This window comes from Pseudomonas sp. NPDC089395 (assembly GCF_044749525.1).
Taxonomy (GTDB): domain Bacteria; phylum Pseudomonadota; class Gammaproteobacteria; order Pseudomonadales; family Pseudomonadaceae; genus Aquipseudomonas.
Window position 1 is genome coordinate 134,396 of record NZ_JBIVID010000009.1, and the last position, 12,850, is coordinate 147,245.

Consider the following 12,850-nt stretch of genomic DNA (forward strand, 5'->3'; position numbering starts at 1 on the left):
TTTCCCCACCAACACAGAAATTCGAGTAAAACTTTGTAAGGTTGGCGCTGCTTATCCCATAATGTGCCACCAGAGACATTGGCCGCAGCTTTGCAGAGGTAAGTCGATCCCCATGAACCGCACCGGCCGCGCCCTGACCTTGGGCTGCCTGTTGCTTCTTTCGCCTCTGCTGGCCCTGGCGGAGGGCGGTAACTCGTTGCTGATTCCGGCAACGGGCCGCTGCACGCTCAATGTTCAGCCAGAAGACCTGGAAAATGCCCTCAAGGCATGCGAACAGACGGCGACGACCGGGGATGTTCAGGCGCAGTTCGAATTGGGTGAGTACTACTACACGCAAACGCCCAAGGACCTGAAAAAGGCCCTGGACTGGTTCGAGAAAGCCTCGCTGCAAGGCCATGCCGAAGCCCAGTACCGCCTCGGTGCCATGTTCTTTCATGGCGAAGGGGTCAAGGCCAACAACGTGCAGGCCTATATCCTGCTGAAGATGGCCGCGGTCAACGGCGCAGAAGATGCGCTGGACATGGCCGACGAAGTGACCGAGCAGATGCCCCGCGACGAGCTGGAGCATGCCACCCAGGTACTCGGCCAGATCTTCCGCAAATACCTGCTGGAACTGCAGAGCGCCGAAGGGCGCACGCCGTTCTCGCCCCTCCCCTGATCACTTCTCGGGCATCGGCACCGGGAACGGCATGACATTGCCGCCACCCTTGGCCTCGCTGATCTTCGCCGTCCCCAGGCGCTCCACCTCATCGATACGCACGATCGAATGCATCGGCACGAAGCTGCGGATCACGCCTTCGAACTGGTTCTTGAGCTTCTCCTCGCTCGGATCGACCACCACCTGGGTGCGCTCACCGAAGACGAATTCCTCGATTTCCAGAAAACCCCACAGGTCGCTCTGGTAGATCTGCTTGGCATACATCTCGAAGACCTGCCCCTGGTTGAGGAAGATCACTTTATAGATGGCGGGTTCGCGTTTGCTCATGGTGGGCGGGATAACACATGCGTAAGAAAAGTCGCGCATCATAGCAGACAGCAGCGGCCTCATCGCCGGCAAGCCGGCTCCCACAGGTACAGCACAGGCCTGAAGCGCGGTGCCTTACCTGTGGGAGCCGGCTTGCCGGCGATGAGGCCCGCACAGATTGCACCTACCGTTGAACGTTTCAGTGCTTTCGCCACTGCCGTTCAAGGGTTATTCTTGAGTTCACCTACATTGCCGTCGAGCGGCTAAAAACGACCTTGAACGCACCCATACAACCTCATCGCTTCATCCTCGAACCTTTCGAGGCCCACCGTTTCGCCAACTTGTGCGGCCAGTTCGACGAGCACCTGCGCCTGATCGAACAACGCCTGGCTATCGAGATCCGCAACCGCGGCAATCAATTCGAGCTGATCGGCGAACCCAAGACCACTTCCGCTGCCGAGCAACTGCTGCGCCGCCTCTACCGCGAGGCCAAGGCCACCGAGCTGTCGCCGGAGACCGTGCACCTGTACCTGCAGGAGTCGACCGTCGAGAACATCGACAACCCGGCCGTCAACGAGGTCAGCGTCTCGCTGCGCACGCGCAAGGGCAACATTCGCCCGCGCGGTGTCAACCAGCAGCGCTACGTCAAGGAAATCCTGGCCAACGACATCAACTTCGGCATCGGCCCGGCCGGTACCGGCAAGACCTACCTGGCCGTGGCCTGCGCCGTGGACGCCCTGGAGCGCGAGCAAGTCCGCCGCATCCTGCTGGTACGCCCAGCGGTCGAGGCTGGCGAGAAGCTCGGATTCCTGCCCGGCGATCTGGCGCAGAAGATCGACCCGTACCTGCGGCCGCTGTACGACGCCCTGTATGAAATGCTCGGCTTCGAACACGTGGCCAAGCTGATCGAGCGCCAGGTCATCGAAATCGCCCCGCTGGCCTACATGCGCGGCCGCACCCTGAACAACAGCTTCATCATCCTCGACGAAAGCCAGAACACCACGCTCGAGCAGATGAAGATGTTCCTCACCCGCATCGGTTTCGGTTCCACCGCGGTGATTACCGGCGACATCACTCAGGTCGACCTGCCCCGCGGCACCAAGTCGGGCCTGGCCCATGTGATCGAGGTCCTGCGGGACGTTCCGGGGATCAGCTTCACCCACTTCCAACCCAAAGATGTGGTTCGTCACCCACTGGTGCAGCGTATCGTCGAAGCCTACGACCGCTTCGAGGGACGCCAGGCCAACCCCGAGGCGCCCGGCAAAGATGCTTGAACTTGACCTGCAACGGGCCACGGATGCCGCTGCCCCGGATGACGCTGCCTTCCGCCGCTGGTGCGAGCTGGCCTTGCGCCAGCGCAGCGCCGACTCGGAAATGACCATTCGCCTGGTCGACGAAGCCGAAGGCCGCGAGCTCAACCACACTTACCGGCACAAGGACTACGCGACCAATGTGCTGTCGTTCCCTGCCGACGTGCCCGACGAACTGCTCGATATCCCGCTGCTGGGCGACCTGGTGATCTGCGTGCCAGTGGTCGAGCGCGAGGCCGCCGAACAGGGCAAGGCGCTGGAGGCGCACTGGGCACACCTGGTCATCCACGGCTGCCTGCACCTGCTCGGCTACGACCACATCGAGGACGATGAGGCCGAAGAAATGGAAGCGCTGGAACGGGAATTGCTGGCAGTACTGGGTCACCCTGACCCGTATGCCGACGATGAAACCGAATCAATCACACACTGATACACCAAGGATCACGAGAACCGCCATGAGCGAAGATCGATCGAGCAACGGGCAGAAGTCCTGGTTGGGTAAACTGACCCAGGCTTTTGCCCATGAGCCGAAAAACCGCCAGCAGCTACTGGAGCTGCTGCGCGAAGCCCATCAGAACAAGCTGCTCGACAGCGAAGCGTTGACCATCGTCGAAGGCGCCATCCAGGTCGCCGACCTGCAGGTGCGCGACATCATGGTCCCGCGCTCGCAGATGATGAGCATCAAGGCTACCCAGTCGCCTCGCGAGTTCCTGCCAGCGGTGATCGACGCCGCGCACTCGCGCTATCCGGTGATCGGCGAAAGCCATGACGATGTGCTCGGGATCCTGTTGGCCAAGGACCTGCTGCCGCTGATCCTCAAGGAGAACGGCGACAGCTTCAACATCAAGGACCTGCTGCGTCCGGCCACCTTCGTGCCGGAGTCCAAGCGCCTGAACGTGCTGCTGCGCGAGTTCCGCGCCAACCACAATCACATGGCCATCGTCATCGACGAATACGGCGGCGTGGCGGGCCTGGTGACCATCGAAGACGTGCTCGAACAGATCGTCGGCGACATCGAAGACGAGCACGATGTCGAGGAAGACAGCTACATCAAGCCACTGCCCAGCGGCGATTTCCTGGTCAAGGCCCTGACGCCGATCGAGAACTTCAACGAGTTCTTCGACAGCGAATTCTCCGACGACGAGTTCGACACCGTTGGCGGCCTGGTGATGAGCGCCTTCGGCCACCTGCCCAAGCGCAACGAAACCACCGAGATCGGCGCCTACAAGTTCCGTATTCTCAACGCCGACAGCCGGCGGATACACTTGCTGCGCCTGACACCGATCACCCGCTAAGGACAAACATGCGTTGGATCACCCGCCCCGGCTGGCCCGGTAACCTGCTGGCCTTGGCGGCCGGCGCATCTACCCTCCTGGCCTTGGCGCCTTTCGACATCTGGCCGCTGGCCTTGCTATCGATCGCCATGCTCTACCTCGGCCTGCGCGAGCTCAGCCCGCGTCAGGCCATGTGGCGCGGCTGGTGGTTCGGCTTCGGTCTGTACGGTGCCGGCACCTGGTGGATCTACGTCAGCATGAACACCTACGGCGGCGCCTCGCCGTTGTTGGCCATCGTGCTGCTGCTGGCGTTCTTCGCCGCCCTGGCCTGGTTCTTCGCCCTGCCCACCTGGCTCTGGGCGCGCTGGTTGCGACGCAACGAAGCGCCCCTGGCCGACGCCCTGTGTTTCGCGGCGCTGTGGTTGCTGCAAGAGGCGTTCCGCGGCTGGTTCCTGACCGGTTTCCCTTGGCTGTATGCCGGTTACAGCCAGCTGGACGGCCCACTGGCCGGCCTGGCGCCACTGGGTGGCGTGTGGCTGATCTCGTTTACCCTGGCATTGAGCGCGGCACTGCTGTGCAACCTGCAGCGCCTGCGCGCCCGCCCGTCGTTCCTGGCCGTGGGCGTCGCGCTGCTGCTGGCGCCGTGGGGGGTGGGCATGGCCCTCAAAGGCCACGCATGGACCAAGCCCGCTGGCGATCCGCTGAAGGTCGCCGCGCTGCAGGGCAATGTCGAGCAGGAACTGAAATGGGACCCGGCACATATCGATGCGCAGTTGGCCCTGTACCGCGACATGAGCTTCAGCTCCAAGCCGGTGGACCTGCTGATCTGGCCGGAAACGGCGGTGCCGATCCTCAAGGACCAGGCCCAGGGCTACATCGACGTGATGGGCCGCTTTGCCGCCGACCGCCACTCGGCGCTGATCACCGGCGTGCCCGTGCGTGAGGTGGTGCACCACCAGCGCCGTTACTACAACGGCATCACCGTCACTGGCGAAGGCGACGGCACCTACCTCAAACAGAAGCTGGTGCCATTCGGCGAGTACGTGCCGTTGCAGGACATGCTCCGCGGCCTGATCGAGTTCTTCAACCTGCCGATGTCGGACTTTGCCCGTGGCCCTGAAGACCAGCCGCTGCTGCAGGCCAAGGGCTACCAGATCGCCCCGTACATCTGCTACGAGGTGGTCTACCCAGAGTTCGCCGCAGGCCTTGCCGCACGTAGCGACCTGTTGCTGACCATCAGCAACGACACCTGGTTCGGCACCTCCATCGGCCCGCTGCAGCACTTGCAGATGGCACAGATGCGGGCGCTGGAAGCTGGGCGCTGGATGATCCGGGCCACCAACAACGGCGTGACCGCATTGATCGACCCGTTTGGCAAGATCACCGTCGAAGTGCCGCAGTTCCAGCGGGCGGTGCTGTATGGGGAGGTGGTGCCGATGCAGCAGCTGACGCCTTATCTGCAATGGCGCTCGTGGCCGCTGGCGATCGTCTGTGTGCTGCTGCTGGGGTGGGCGCTGCTGGCGGGGCGTATCGCCAAGACCGTTTGAAGTTGACTGTTTTGGCCTCATCGCCGGCAAGCCGGCTCCCACAGGTACAGCACAGGATTCGAAAGCTGTGCCGTACCTGTGGGAGCCGGCTTGCCGGCGATAAGGCCGGTACAGGCAATACAACTCTCAATAAAACAACCGATACCCCACCAACCCCACCGCTTCGTTAAGCAACTGCCCGCTCTGCCACATCGCCCGGCTCTCCGGCAGCAACCCGCCAAACGGCCGCGCATGATCGCGCCCAAGGAACCCCACCGGCGCAGGCACCACCTCGAACCCCGCGCGCTCGAAGCTCCAGCGCGAGCGCTGCATATGCCAGGCCTGGGTGACCACGATCACTCGGCGAATCCCCAGCGGCTGCAGCACCTGGGCACTGAACAGGGCGTTTTCCCAGGTAGTGCGGCTCGCGCCTTCCTGCCATTTGACCTCGACAGCGAAATCCTCACGCAGGCGGTCGGCCATCAGCCGCGCCTCGCTCGGCGGTGTGCCAAAGTGCAGCCCGCCGCTGGTCAGCACCGGCAAGCCCGAGGCCTTGGCCAGCGCTGCGGCAAAGCGCATGCGCTCCAGCGCCGTAGCGGTGGGTTGGTCGGCACCACCCCAGGCCGGGTCGCCACGCTCGCGCCCCGCTCCCAGCACGACGATCGCGTCCGCCCTGCCCGCCAGGCCCGCCCACTCGTTCACCGGCACGGCGGGTTCGGTCTCCAGCAGGCGAGCAGCCTGCTGCACCACCAGCGGCAGGCTCATCAGCCACAAACCGCCCAGCCCCAGCGCAAAGCACAATGCCGCCAACCGGGGCCGCCGTGCGCGCAGCCACCAGGCAAGCAGCAACAGCAGGAACAGGACGCCCGGCGGCATCAACCATTGCTTGATGAAGTATCGAATTGGCATCGGCTACACCTCCATGGACGGCGTGCAGCCTAAGAGGATCGGCGCCAGCCAACAAGTAGGCGGCAGGCGCCGATCGTGAGAAGTGTGTAGAAGAACCGGCGCGCGATGGCCTGCGCCTGGCGTCCTGAACGGCTAGCGATGCGGCAGCGTCCTGGATCTCGCCGTATTGGCGGGGCGTTGCTTGTCCTTGAGCCAGATGATCTTTGCCGTGCGCGATTCCGCTTGTGGGTAAGTACCGGCACAGGCATTTCGGCGTTCCGGGAGGGAATCCAGGTAGGCCTTGATCACTTCGAACTCTGCATGGCTCAGGCCACGCAACTCCAGCTCGGCTGGCATCTCGTCGCGTAATCGCACCGAGGTTCTGGCGACTTCCAGTGCCAGGCCAAGACGGTCGATCAGGCGTTCGTAAAGCTCCGGTTTGATTGCGGGTAGCTGCGTCTCTCCCATCCGTTCACCTCATTGAAGATAAAGAATATCTCCCCCCACACATGAGCTTAGCGTCGCTGCAAAAAGCAGCCGGTTGCAGCGACCAGCGGCCATTCGCAATCAGGGTTTCCCACGATACGCGGCGCTGCTGTATGCTACGGCGTTCACCCTCACGACACCGGAGTGCCGGACGCAGCGAGGTTCCGCTGCCTGGAACAAGGTCTCTTATCTCTCAGCCAAAAAGTAGCCATGCACGAACAATACACGCCCCGTGATATCGAAGCCGCCGCCCAGAAGTTCTGGGACGAGCAACAATCGTTCGCTGTTACCGAACAGCCAGGCAAAGACACTTACTATTGCCTATCGATGTTCCCGTACCCGAGCGGCAAGCTACACATGGGCCACGTGCGCAACTACACCATCGGCGACGTGATTGCCCGCTACCAGCGCATGCTGGGCAAGAACGTCCTGCAGCCGATGGGCTGGGACGCCTTCGGCATGCCCGCGGAAAACGCGGCGATGAAAAACAATGTCGCCCCGGCCAAGTGGACATACGAAAACATCGACTACATGAAGACCCAGCTCAAGAGCCTGGGCCTGGCCGTCGACTGGGCACGTGAAGTCACCACCTGCAAGCCGGATTACTACCGCTGGGAACAGTGGCTGTTCACCCGCCTGTTCGAGAAAGGCATCATCTACCGCAAGAACGGTACCGTGAACTGGGACCCGGCCGACCAGACCGTGCTCGCCAACGAGCAGGTCATCGACGGCCGCGGCTGGCGTTCGGGCGCGCTGATCGAGAAGCGCGAAATCCCGATGTACTACTTCCGCATCACCGACTACGCCGACGAGCTGCTGGAAAGCCTCGACGAGCTGCCGGGCTGGCCTGAGCAGGTCAAGACCATGCAGCGCAACTGGATCGGCAAGTCGCGCGGCATGGAAGTGCAGTTCCCGTACGACCAGGCGAGCATCGGCCATGAAGGCACCCTGAAAGTCTTCACCACCCGTCCGGACACCTTGATGGGCGCGACCTACGTCGCCGTGGCCGCCGAACACCCGCTGGCCACCCAGGCTGCCCAGGGCAACCCGGCGCTGCAGGCGTTCATCGACGAGTGCAAAAGCGGCAGCGTCGCCGAAGCCGACATGGCCACCCAGGAGAAGAAGGGCATGGCCACTTCCCTGCTGGTCGAGCACCCGCTGACCGGCGAGAAGTTGCCGGTGTGGGTCGCCAACTACGTGCTGATGCACTATGGCGATGGCGCCGTGATGGCCGTGCCGGCCCACGACGAGCGCGACTTCGAGTTCGCCCACAAGTACAACCTGCCGGTCAAGGCGGTGGTCCGCACCAGCGCTGGCGATGAAGTCGGCAGCGAGTGGCTGGCCGCCTACGGCGAGCACGGCCAGCTGATCAACTCTGGCGAGTTCGACGGCCTGGACTTCGCCGGTGCGTTCGACGCTATCGAAGCTGCCCTGATCCGCAAGGAACTGGGCAAGTCGCGCACCCAGTTCCGCCTGCGCGACTGGGGCATCAGCCGCCAGCGCTACTGGGGCTGCCCGATCCCGATCGTCCACTGCCCGTCGTGCGGCGACGTGCCAGTGCCGGAAGACCAGCTGCCGGTCGTGCTGCCGGAGAACGTGGTGCCGGATGGCGCCGGTTCGCCACTGGCGCGCATGCCTGAGTTCTACGACTGCAACTGCCCGAAATGCGGCACCGCGGCCAAGCGTGAAACCGACACCATGGACACCTTCGTCGAGTCGTCCTGGTACTTCGCCCGCTACGCCTCGCCCAACTACGACAAGGGCCTGGTCGATCCGAAAGCGGCCAACCACTGGTTGCCGGTCGACCAGTACATCGGCGGTATCGAGCACGCGATCCTGCACCTGCTATATGCGCGCTTCTTCCACAAACTGATGCGTGACGAAGGCCTGGTCACCTCCAACGAGCCGTTCAAGAACCTGCTGACCCAAGGCATGGTGGTCGCCGAGACCTACTTCCGCACCGCCAGCAATGGTGGCCGCGAATGGTTCAACCCGGCCGACGTCGAAGTGGAACGCGATGCCAAGGCCAAGATCATCGGCGCACGCCTGATGACCGACGGCCTGCCGGTGGAAATCGGCGGCACCGAGAAAATGTCGAAGTCGAAGAACAACGGCGTCGACCCACAGTCGATGATCGAAGCCTACGGCGCCGATACCTGCCGCCTGTTCATGATGTTCGCCTCGCCGCCCGACATGAGCCTGGAGTGGTCCGACTCCGGCGTCGAAGGCGCAAGCCGCTTCCTGCGCCGCGTCTGGCGCCTGGCCCAGGGCCACGTCAGCCAAGGCTTGCCGGGGAAACTGGACATCGCCGCCCTGAGCGACGAGCAGAAGGTCATTCGCCGGGCTATCCACGCCGCGATCAAGCAGGCCAGCACCGATGTCGGCCAGTTCCACAAGTTCAACACCGCCATCGCCCAGGTAATGACCGTGATGAACGTGCTGGAGAAGGCTCCGCAGGCCAGCGAGCAAGACCGTGCCCTGCTGCAGGAAGGCCTGGAGGCCGTCACCCTGCTGCTGGCGCCGATCACCCCGCACATCAGCCACGCACTGTGGCAGGCGCTGGGCCACGTCGAGTCGGTCATCGATGCCACCTGGCCAAGCGTCGACGAACAAGCGCTGGTACAGGACACCATTACCCTGGTGGTACAGGTCAACGGTAAACTGCGTGGCCAGGTCGAGATGCCTGCCGCTGCCAGCCGCGAAGAAGTCGAAGCCGCCGCCCGCAGCAACGAGAATGTCCTGCGTTTCATCGATGGCCTGACCATCCGCAAGGTCATCGTGGTACCGGGCAAACTGGTCAACATCGTCGCCAACTGATGGCAGCGCCCACCCGCAGCCAATGCGGGTGGGCGGTATCGGCCCACAAGGGAGCAACAACATGATCAAACGCAATCTGCTGGTAATGGGCCTGGCCATCATGCTCAGCGCCTGTGGTTTCCAGCTGCGCGGCACCGGCACCAACGAACTGAGCATCAAGGAAATGGACGTCAGCGCACGTAACGCCTACGGCCAGACGGTGGTCCAGTTGCGCCAGGTGCTGGAGCAGAGCGGCGTCAACGTTCACGCAGGTGCGCCTTACCGCCTGGTGCTGACCGACGAACAGGAAAATCAGCGCGCCGCCAGTTACGGCGGCGGCAGCCGTACCGCCGAGTACGAGCTCACCACAACGCTCAAGTACAGCATTCTGGGCCTGAACAACCTCGAACTGCTCAACGACAAGGTCGAAGTACGCAAGATCTACGTACGTGACAGCTCCAACATCACAGGTTCCGAACAGGAAGCCAGCCAGGCACGCGTAGAGATGCGTCGCAACCTGGTGCAGTCGATGGTCGCGCGCCTGCAGATCCTGACGCCAACTCAGCTGGACGAACTGCAGCGCAAGGCCGACGAACGCGCCAAGGCCGAAGCCGAAGCACTGGAAGCCGCGCGTCGCCAGCAGGCGGAAACGCCTCAACAGTCTCCGCTGGAAATCCCGGGCCGTTAAGCCCGTGCGGGGCACTTCGGTGCCCCGCCTGTTTCCCATGAAACTCGCCCCCGCCCAACTCAACAAGCACCTGCAAGGTGGCCTGGCCCCGGTCTACGTGGTCAGCGGCGACGACCCGCTGCTGTGCCAGGAAGCCGCCGACGCCATCCGCAATGCTGCTCGCCAGCAAGGTTTCGATGAACGCCAGGTGTTCAGTGCCGACGCCAACTTCGACTGGGGCACCCTGCTCCAAGCTGGTGCCAGCCTGTCCCTGTTTGCCCAGCGCCGCCTGCTGGAACTGCGGTTGCCGTCCGGCAAGCCCGGCGACAAGGGCGCTGCAGCGCTCATGGAATACTGCGCCAGGCCTGCCGAAGACACCCTGCTGCTGATCAGCCTGCCCAAACTCGATGGCAGCGCGCAGAAGACCAAGTGGGGCAAGGCGCTGATCGAAGGCGCTCACTGCCAGTTCATCCAGATCTGGCCGGTGGATGCCCAGCAGTTGCCGCAGTGGATCAACCAGCGCCTGGCCCAGGCTGGCCTTTCTGCGCAACGCGATGCGGTCGACCTGATCGCCGCGCGGGTAGAAGGCAACTTGCTGGCCGCTGCCCAGGAAATCGAAAAGCTCAAGCTGCTTGCCGAAGGCAACCAGATCACCGTGGAAACGGTCCAGGGTGCCGTAGCCGACAGTGCGCGCTTCGATGTCTTCGGCCTGGTCGATGCCATTCTCAATGGCGAGGCCGCGCATGCCCTGCGCATGCTCGAGGGCCTGCGTGGCGAAGGGGTCGAACCACCGGTGATCCTCTGGGCGCTTGCCCGTGAACTGCGGCTGCTGGCTGGGTTGGCCCAACAGTTCAGCCAGGGCGTGCCGCTGGACAAGGCCTTCAGCCAGGCTCGGCCACCGGTGTGGGACAAGCGTCGACCGTTGGTCAGCAAGGCCCTGCAACGGCTTTCCGCACAGCGTTGGGCGCAATTGCTGCAGGATGCCCAGCGCATCGATGCGCAGATCAAGGGGCAGGCCGAAGGATCGCCGTGGACAGGATTGTCGCGGTTGTCGTTATTGATGGCCGGGCAACGGTTGGTCTTGCCGCCCGAGTAACATTCAGGTGCCCTATCGCCGGCAAGCCGGCTCCCACAGGGACAACACAGGCCCTGAACATTGTGGTGAACCTGTGGAAGCTCACAGGGACAACACAGGACCTGAGCATTGTGGTGAACCTGTGGGAGCTCACAGGGACAACACAGGACCTGAGCATTGCGGTGAACCTGTGGGAGCCGGCTTGCCGGCGATAGGGCCCTGAGCCATAAACACAATCAATTGGCCCTGCCCCCACTACCGGCCTACAGTCCGCCGCGCAACCCATCTCCCAGGCAGGAACCTCCCCATGAGCAAAAAGCCGAAGAAGCACGGCCCCAACAAAGCCAAGTCGATCATCGCCCAACCGCTGTTCCGCTGCCGCCAGGAGCAGCCAGACAAGGGCAAAGGCAGCTACCGCCGCGAAGCCTTCCAATCGAGAGATTGGGAGGCTTCTTACTTTTTGGCCGCATGAAAGCATCGAAAGCGCAGGCATGGTATGGTCGGCACCTGACCTGAAATTCTGGATCTGTGCATGCCCTTCTGCCTCCTCCCCCGTTGGAATTCCCGCCAGCTCATCGCGGCCTCCAGCTTCATCCTGCTCGTCGCCTGCGCGGAGAAACCCACCGCCGCCGACGCCCTGCCGCTGGCACCTGCCCAGCCCGCGCCGGTAGTGACCCTGCCCAGCACCACGCCCGACGTCAGCACTGAAATCCAGCCCCTGCAAAGCTTCGCCCAATGGCAGGCCGGCTTCCGCCAGCAAGCCTTGCAAGCCGGCATCGCGGCCAGCACCTTCGACCGCGCCTTCGTAGGTGTCACGCCAGACATGGACGTGATCAAGGCCGACCGCAGCCAGCCTGAGTTCACCCGCCCGGTGTGGGAATACCTCGAGGGTGCGCTTTCACCTTTGCGCGTGCGCAACGGCAAGCGACTGCTGGAGCAGAACGCCGAGTTGCTGACGCGCATCGAGCAACGCTATGGCGTCGACCGCCAGGTGCTGGTCTCGGTCTGGGGCATGGAAAGCAACTTCGGCCAGTTCCAGGGCAGCAAATCAGTGATTCGCTCGCTGGCCACCCTGGCTTACGAGGGTCGCCGCCCCCAGTTCGCCCAGGACCAGCTGATCGCTGCTTTGCAGATCATCCAGCACGGCGACATCCAGCCTGAAGCCATGCGCGGTTCGTGGGCCGGTGCGATGGGCCAGACCCAGTTCATTCCGACCACCTACAACACCCATGCGGTGGATTTCGATGGCGATGGCCGACGGGATATCTGGAACAGCACGCCAGATGCCCTGGCATCGACCGCGCACTATCTGCAGAGCTCCGGCTGGAAACGTGGCCAGCCCTGGGGCTTCGAGGTACAGGTGCCCGCAGGCTTCGACTACTGGTTGGCCGATGGCACCCAGCGCAAACCGGTCAGCGCGTGGTTGCAACTGGGCGTGAAGCTGCCGGCAGGCACGCAGCTGCCAGCGGGCAGCAACGATCTGTCCGCCGCCCTGCTGCTGCCGGCAGGCGCGCGTGGCCCGGCATTCCTGGTGCTGGACAATTTCCGCGCGATCCTCAAGTACAACAACTCGTCGTCCTATGCGCTGGCGGTGAGCCTGCTGGGTGATCGCTTCTCGGGCTGGGGCTTCATTGCCGGCAACTGGCCGAAAGAAGATCTGCCGCTGAGCCGCAGCGAGCGCGTCGAGCTGCAGACGCTGCTCAATGCCAGCGGGCATGAGGCAGGCAACCCGGATGGCATCATCGGCGCCAATACCCGCAAGGCGATTCGCAATGCCCAGCAGGGGCTGGGTTGGCCGGCGGATGGGTACCCGACGCACAAGTTGCTGGATAGCCTGCGCCAGCGCTGAGAATGCTGGGGGCGC

The 12,850-nt window shown here is 63.4% G+C and carries 13 protein-coding genes; 10 read left to right on the forward strand and 3 right to left on the reverse strand.

Features of this window, described 5'->3' with window-relative positions; translation table 11 throughout:
* Positions 1-112: 112 nt before the first annotated feature.
* Positions 113-658: a tetratricopeptide repeat protein gene (locus ACIPZG_RS19705; protein ID WP_400716271.1), complete on the forward strand. Its 546-nt coding sequence runs from the start codon at positions 113-115 to the stop codon at positions 656-658.
* On the opposite strand, the gene ACIPZG_RS19710 is transcribed toward ACIPZG_RS19705, so the two are convergent.
* Positions 659-985, reverse strand: coding sequence for a DUF1820 family protein (locus tag ACIPZG_RS19710; protein WP_043274131.1), 327 nt, complete (start codon positions 983-985; stop codon positions 659-661).
* A 254-nt stretch (positions 986-1,239) separates the two neighbouring features.
* Between ACIPZG_RS19710 and ACIPZG_RS19715 the strand changes: the two genes are divergently transcribed.
* Genes ACIPZG_RS19715 through lnt form a run of 4 tightly spaced genes read left to right on the forward strand, consistent with a single transcriptional unit; the run spans position 1,240 to position 5,095 of the window.
* A complete protein-coding gene (locus ACIPZG_RS19715; protein WP_400716273.1) occupies positions 1,240-2,238 on the forward strand; it encodes a PhoH family protein in 999 nt (332 codons plus the stop codon).
* Positions 2,231-2,704 carry an rRNA maturation RNase YbeY gene (ybeY, locus tag ACIPZG_RS19720; RefSeq protein ID WP_400716275.1) on the forward strand — a complete coding sequence of 158 codons (474 nt, stop codon included), beginning with the start codon at positions 2,231-2,233 and terminating at the stop codon, positions 2,702-2,704. The genes ACIPZG_RS19715 and ybeY overlap by 8 nt, the downstream gene beginning before the upstream one ends.
* 25 nt (positions 2,705-2,729) lie before the next feature.
* Complete coding sequence (locus ACIPZG_RS19725; protein WP_008099804.1) at positions 2,730-3,569, forward strand: HlyC/CorC family transporter; 840 nt, start codon at positions 2,730-2,732, stop codon at positions 3,567-3,569.
* Positions 3,570-3,577: 8 nt separating this feature from the next.
* Entirely contained in the window at positions 3,578-5,095 is a 1,518-nt protein-coding gene (lnt, locus tag ACIPZG_RS19730; RefSeq protein ID WP_400716277.1) for an apolipoprotein N-acyltransferase, read from the forward strand.
* A gap of 126 nt (positions 5,096-5,221) precedes the next feature.
* On the opposite strand, the gene ACIPZG_RS19735 is transcribed toward lnt, so the two are convergent.
* Together ACIPZG_RS19735 and ACIPZG_RS19740 are read right to left on the reverse strand one after the other, a co-directional pair.
* A complete protein-coding gene (locus ACIPZG_RS19735; protein ID WP_400716279.1) occupies positions 5,222-5,983 on the reverse strand; it encodes a YdcF family protein in 762 nt (253 codons plus the stop codon).
* 132 nt (positions 5,984-6,115) lie between these two features.
* Positions 6,116-6,430: a hypothetical protein gene (locus tag ACIPZG_RS19740; protein WP_400716281.1), complete on the reverse strand. Its 315-nt coding sequence runs from the start codon at positions 6,428-6,430 to the stop codon at positions 6,116-6,118.
* Positions 6,431-6,658: 228 nt separating this feature from the next.
* Here ACIPZG_RS19740 and leuS point away from each other — a divergent pair, with 228 nt between their 5' ends.
* From leuS to ACIPZG_RS19765, 5 genes are all read left to right on the forward strand, one after another.
* Positions 6,659-9,265 carry a leucine--tRNA ligase gene (gene leuS / locus ACIPZG_RS19745; protein ID WP_400716283.1) on the forward strand — a complete coding sequence of 869 codons (2,607 nt, stop codon included), beginning with the start codon at positions 6,659-6,661 and terminating at the stop codon, positions 9,263-9,265.
* A 61-nt stretch (positions 9,266-9,326) separates the two neighbouring features.
* Positions 9,327-9,932, forward strand: coding sequence for an LPS assembly lipoprotein LptE (gene lptE, locus ACIPZG_RS19750; protein WP_400716285.1), 606 nt, complete (start codon positions 9,327-9,329; stop codon positions 9,930-9,932).
* 37 nt (positions 9,933-9,969) lie between these two features.
* Positions 9,970-11,007, forward strand: coding sequence for a DNA polymerase III subunit delta (gene holA, locus ACIPZG_RS19755; RefSeq protein WP_008100482.1), 1,038 nt, complete (start codon positions 9,970-9,972; stop codon positions 11,005-11,007).
* 286 nt (positions 11,008-11,293) lie between these two features.
* Positions 11,294-11,458, forward strand: a complete 165-nt coding sequence (gene arfA / locus ACIPZG_RS19760; RefSeq protein WP_012274368.1) for an alternative ribosome rescue factor ArfA — start codon at positions 11,294-11,296, stop codon at positions 11,456-11,458.
* A 60-nt stretch (positions 11,459-11,518) separates the two neighbouring features.
* The gene (locus ACIPZG_RS19765; RefSeq protein WP_400716287.1) at positions 11,519-12,835 is read left to right on the forward strand and encodes a lytic murein transglycosylase; all 1,317 of its coding nucleotides are present in this window, start codon (positions 11,519-11,521) and stop codon (positions 12,833-12,835) included.
* Positions 12,836-12,850: the final 15 nt, after the last annotated feature.

What these genes read in the sequence shown, in the direction of transcription:
- ACIPZG_RS19735 (WP_400716279.1), bottom strand. Translation starts at nt 5,983, where the DNA reads ATGCCAATTCGATACTTCATCAAGCAATGGTTGATGCCGCCGGGCGTC.
- holA (WP_008100482.1), top strand. Translation starts at nt 9,970, where the DNA reads ATGAAACTCGCCCCCGCCCAACTCAACAAGCACCTGCAAGGTGGCCTG.
- ACIPZG_RS19710 (WP_043274131.1), bottom strand. Translation starts at nt 985, where the DNA reads ATGAGCAAACGCGAACCCGCCATCTATAAAGTGATCTTCCTCAACCAG.
- ybeY (WP_400716275.1), top strand. Translation starts at nt 2,231, where the DNA reads ATGCTTGAACTTGACCTGCAACGGGCCACGGATGCCGCTGCCCCGGAT.
- arfA (WP_012274368.1), top strand. Translation starts at nt 11,294, where the DNA reads ATGAGCAAAAAGCCGAAGAAGCACGGCCCCAACAAAGCCAAGTCGATC.
- ACIPZG_RS19740 (WP_400716281.1), bottom strand. Translation starts at nt 6,430, where the DNA reads ATGGGAGAGACGCAGCTACCCGCAATCAAACCGGAGCTTTACGAACGC.
- lnt (WP_400716277.1), top strand. Translation starts at nt 3,578, where the DNA reads ATGCGTTGGATCACCCGCCCCGGCTGGCCCGGTAACCTGCTGGCCTTG.
- ACIPZG_RS19705 (WP_400716271.1), top strand. Translation starts at nt 113, where the DNA reads ATGAACCGCACCGGCCGCGCCCTGACCTTGGGCTGCCTGTTGCTTCTT.
- ACIPZG_RS19725 (WP_008099804.1), top strand. Translation starts at nt 2,730, where the DNA reads ATGAGCGAAGATCGATCGAGCAACGGGCAGAAGTCCTGGTTGGGTAAA.
- ACIPZG_RS19765 (WP_400716287.1), top strand. Translation starts at nt 11,519, where the DNA reads ATGCCCTTCTGCCTCCTCCCCCGTTGGAATTCCCGCCAGCTCATCGCG.
- lptE (WP_400716285.1), top strand. Translation starts at nt 9,327, where the DNA reads ATGATCAAACGCAATCTGCTGGTAATGGGCCTGGCCATCATGCTCAGC.
- leuS (WP_400716283.1), top strand. Translation starts at nt 6,659, where the DNA reads ATGCACGAACAATACACGCCCCGTGATATCGAAGCCGCCGCCCAGAAG.